Annotated in this window: 1 protein-coding gene and 1 pseudogene; one reads left to right on the forward strand and one right to left on the reverse strand. The window is 45.3% G+C overall.

The window, feature by feature from the left end; all coding sequences use genetic code 11:
• Window positions 1-72: pseudogene (locus R7E78_RS26190) on the forward strand (PadR family transcriptional regulator); the annotation flags it as partial.
• Window positions 73-142: 70 nt separating this feature from the next.
• On the opposite strand, the gene metF reads toward R7E78_RS26190, so the two are convergent.
• Window positions 143-759 (reverse strand): methylenetetrahydrofolate reductase (gene metF, locus R7E78_RS26195; protein WP_318058617.1); only part of this gene is annotated, 617 nt, incomplete at its 5' end.

Below are 759 nucleotides of genomic sequence, written 5' to 3' on the forward strand. Positions count from 1 at the left end.
AACCTACTGTTACGTGAAACGTGGATCACTTGGGCAGAAGAAGTCCTAACAGAACTTGAAGTGATTGGTTAATTTCCTTTTACTTAGAGACAACGAAAAAGGCTTGCCACTTGGCAAGCCTTTTGTCTTTTTGAAACCGGATTTACGCTTCTACGGCTACACGAGGGCGAACACCTAAAGTATGGCATAACGCATAAGTCATCTCCGCACGATTCAGCGTATAGAAGTGGAAATCTTTTACACCTTCGCGACTTAGTACACGAACCATATCAATAGCTTGGCTTGCACCTACAAGTTGGCGAGTCACAGGATCATCATCCAAACCTTCAAACTGTTTGCTCATCCATCCTGGCACTTTAACGTTATTCTGCGCCGCAAAGCGTGAGGCTTGCTTAAAGTTCGAAACTGGCAAAATACCCGGTACGATTTCTACATCGATTCCCGCCGCAACACAGCGGTCACGAAAACGCAGATAAGATTCCACATCAAAGAAGAACTGAGTAATGGCACGGTTTGCACCAGCATCCACTTTACGTTTTAGGTTTAGCAGATCCGATTGAGCACTTTTTGCTTCTGGATGCACTTCTGGAAAAGCCGCCACAGAAATATCAAAATCGTGACGAGATTTTAGTAGCTCAACCAAGTCCGAAGCATACATATCTGGAGCACCGCCACCAGGTGGGATGTCACCACGCAGCGCAACGATATTTTCGATGCCGTTATTCCAGTAACCATCAGCAATCACAAACAACTCTGAAC

This window comes from Vibrio sp. YT-19(2023) (assembly GCF_033337395.1).